This is a genomic window from Halochromatium sp. (assembly GCF_054919635.1).
In genome coordinates this window covers 1-3,151 of record NZ_JBUDPI010000399.1, presented here as the reverse complement: position 1 = coordinate 3,151, position 3,151 = coordinate 1, and the positions used below count along the sequence as shown (strand labels likewise).

Annotated in this window: 3 protein-coding genes; 2 read left to right on the top strand and 1 reads right to left on the bottom strand. The window is 61.6% G+C overall.

Translation table 11 applies throughout. From position 1 onward, the window contains the following. Nucleotides 1–868: efflux RND transporter permease subunit (locus ACY693_RS17285; RefSeq protein ID WP_462323051.1), on the top strand; the 868-nt coding region annotated here is incomplete at its 5' end. Between the two features lie 65 nt (nucleotides 869–933). On the opposite strand, the gene ACY693_RS17280 is transcribed toward ACY693_RS17285, so the two are convergent. Continuing rightward, entirely contained in the window at nucleotides 934–2,706 is a 1,773-nt protein-coding gene (locus ACY693_RS17280; RefSeq protein ID WP_462323050.1) for an AAA family ATPase, read from the bottom strand. A 126-nt stretch (nucleotides 2,707–2,832) separates the two neighbouring features. Here ACY693_RS17280 and ACY693_RS17275 point away from each other — a divergent pair, with 126 nt between their 5' ends. Continuing rightward, nucleotides 2,833–3,021 carry a hypothetical protein gene (locus ACY693_RS17275; protein WP_462323049.1) on the top strand — a complete coding sequence of 63 codons (189 nt, stop codon included), beginning with the start codon at nucleotides 2,833–2,835 and terminating at the stop codon, nucleotides 3,019–3,021. Nucleotides 3,022–3,151 lie beyond the last annotated feature (130 nt).

Below are 3,151 nucleotides of genomic sequence, written 5' to 3'. Positions count from 1 at the left end.
GACCCAGACCGTCGAGGGTCTGGAGCGCTATCCGGTCAATCTGCGCTTCCCAAGGGAACAGCGCGACAGTGTGCAGGAGCTGCGCGAGCTGCCGATCGTCACGCCGACCGGCGCGCAGATCCCGCTGGCGCAGGTGGCCGAGGTGGTGATTGCAGACGGCGCACCGATGCTCAAGAGCGAGAACGCGCGGCTGAACGGCTGGACCTTCGTCGATATTCGCGGGCGCGATCTTGGCAGTTGGATCGATGAGGCCAAGCAGGTGGTGAACGCCGACGTCGAACTGCCGCCTGGTTATTCGCTCGCTTGGTCGGGTCAGTACGAGTACATGGAGCGAGCGCGGGAGCGGCTGACCCAGGTCGTGCCAGTCACCTTGGCGATCATCTTCCTGCTGCTCTATCTCGCCTTCCGCAGCGGGGGCGAGGCGCTGCTGGTGATGATGTCGTTGCCGTTCTCATTGGTCGGTGGTTTCTGGCTGATCGATCTGCTCGGCTACAACCTCTCGGTGGCGGTGGCGGTGGGCTTCATCGCGCTGGCAGGGGTCGCGGCCGAATTCGGCGTGGTGATGCTGGTGTACCTGGACAATGCGCTGAAACAGTGGAAAAAGGAGGGGCGCCTGACCAGTGTCGAGGAGCTCAAGGACGCGATCGAGGAGGGCGCGGTGCTGCGCATCCGGCCCAAGGCGATGACCGTGGCAACCATCTTCGCCGGGCTGTTGCCGATTATGTTGATCGGCGGCATCGGCTCCGAGGTGATGCGCCGCATTGCGGCGCCGATGGTCGGCGGCATGATCACCGCGCCGCTGCTGAGCCTGTTTGTGATCCCGGCGATCTATCTGTTGTGGCGGCAGCGGGGGCTGAGTATGCGCTAGAGGCATCATGACCCTTGCCTAGTACTGCCGAAGATCGTTACGGTTCGATGAGTCCCAGTATCCGACTACCAGACAAACCTCAGTAGCCCGATGCAGACCAGGGCATGGGTGCGTAGCTTGAGCTTGTCACCATAAAGGCCTTCCAGGGTCTTCCGGTAACCGGCGAGCTGCGTGTTGGCCTCGCTCAACAGGCGCGCGACCTCGGGTCGTTCGCGCAGCGCCTCCCGTGGTATGGATGCGATCGCCTCGCTGTCGAGCCCCGGCAGATCGCCGACCTTCATATGCTTGAACTCGATCACATGATCGAGCAAGGCATACTGGCGCCGATCTGGGCGCACGATTAGCGAGAGATCACAGTAGCCCCGCGCGATGGCGGTTTCCGAGTCCATGATGTAGGCGATGTCATTGAACAGCGTGACCAGAAACGCGGTCTTGACCACCAGCTCATTGGACCAGCGCAGGTCCCGGTTGTCGAAGACCGGCAGATAGCGTTGCTCGATTAAATCGCACAGCGGCTCCAGCTCGCCGCCGGCATAGAAGCGATCACAGACCGCGCGCCGCTCCCGATCCAGATCATAGCCCGGCAGCAAGGCCTCCTGGATGCGCTCGACATAGAGCTTGCGCACCACCAGGTTGGGGATGCTCAGCTGCAGCGTGCCCAGCGGATCGCGCCCGCTGTAGGTGAGCACGCCGAAGAAGTAGAGCAGCGAGGCGAGAAAGCCCTCGGTCTGCGGGGCATGGAGCATGCGCTCGACGCCGAAGCGCTGTTCCAGCCGGTCGACGCTGAGTGGATGGGCGCTATCCAGTGCCGCGCTGACGATCGCCTCGCCGCGCGGCAGGCGAGCGATGTACTCGATGCGGTTGCGATCCATCGCCAGGTTGTTGTCGAGCATCTCCTCGGGGTAGTGGCAGCGTTCCGCGAGATGCTTGAGGAAATAGAGCGCCAAGGTGGGGTTGTAGATCTGTCCGCCCTCGGGCTCCAACGAGAAGTTGTAGCCGTTGTAGAAGGTGCGCATCAGGTCGAGCGCCTCCGCAGCACGCTCTGGCGGCAGCTTGCAATCGCTGATGATCTGCTCAAGCACGGCGCGAATCTCCGCCTCATGGAAGCCGCAAAGGTCGGCATACTCAGGCTGCCGAGAGATATCCTCGACCACGTTATAGCCGCTGGTGATGTCCGCGAGCACGACCGGCGAGACCCCAGTGATGAACACCCGATCCAGGCCGCGCCCCTCGGCCGCGTCCTTGATCGCCTTGAACAGCGTCTTGATCGCCCCCTCGCCACCGACCAGCTCCTGATAGCGGCCTTCGCCCTGCTGATGGCTGACCAGCACCTCGTTGGCGAAGTTGTCGTATTCGTCGATCAGCAGGTAGAGCCGGTGCGGAGTGCGGGAGATGGCGGCCAAGAGGGAGCGGAAGGACACGATCGCATCCTCCTGGACCTCGATATCGCCTGGCAACTGAACCCGATACTTGGCAACGGTGGCCTGGATCTCGACGTTGATATGCCGATGCAGCGCGGCACGGATCGCCTCGGCATCGCCCATCGGGTCGACGAGCGAGAAGTTCCATTTCATGATGAAGAAATGGTTGCGCCGCGCGGTCGGCGCTTGGCCGATCTTCAGCCCGCCGAAAAGCTGCTCAAACTGCTCTGCCTTGGCCAGGTCGTAGTAGTTCTCCAGCGTCGACAGCCACAGCGACTTGCCGAAGCGGCGCGGGCGCAGCAGCAGCAGTTGTTTGCCGTCCTCTTCGATCCGGCGAATGCGATCGGTGCGGTCGATATAGAGGTAGCCTTCTTCGATGAGAGCCTGAAAGTTGGCAAGACCGTAGGGGAAGCGCATGGTGCCGGCTCGTGCGGGGAAACTGGAGCTGATGTGATTGTCCGTTTGCTTGCCGTTGAAGCGCAAATCGAATGTGTTGCGAGGCCGAAACGAGGCCCATTGACCATCCTTGGAGACATGTTGCTCATGACTGATCGTGATCCTTGGTATGACGACTTCGAGCAGCGCGGCGAGGAATCCCAGCGGCGCTTTGAGGCGTCGGAGCGGCAGTTCTATGAAGGCCTGCGGCGCCTGGATCGGCATTTCGTCTGGTACTTGATTGGCATTGCCGCGGTCTGGCTAGGCGTCGGGCTAGCCATCAAGTCTCTACCTTGATGAGTGATTCTTGATCAGTGATTGTTGATCGTCGATATCCCTTCTAAGATCGGATGCCTGATGCAGATTCGACCGGCGGCCTTAGCCGATATCGATGCCTTGTTTCAGCTGGAGCAGGCAAGCTTTGCGA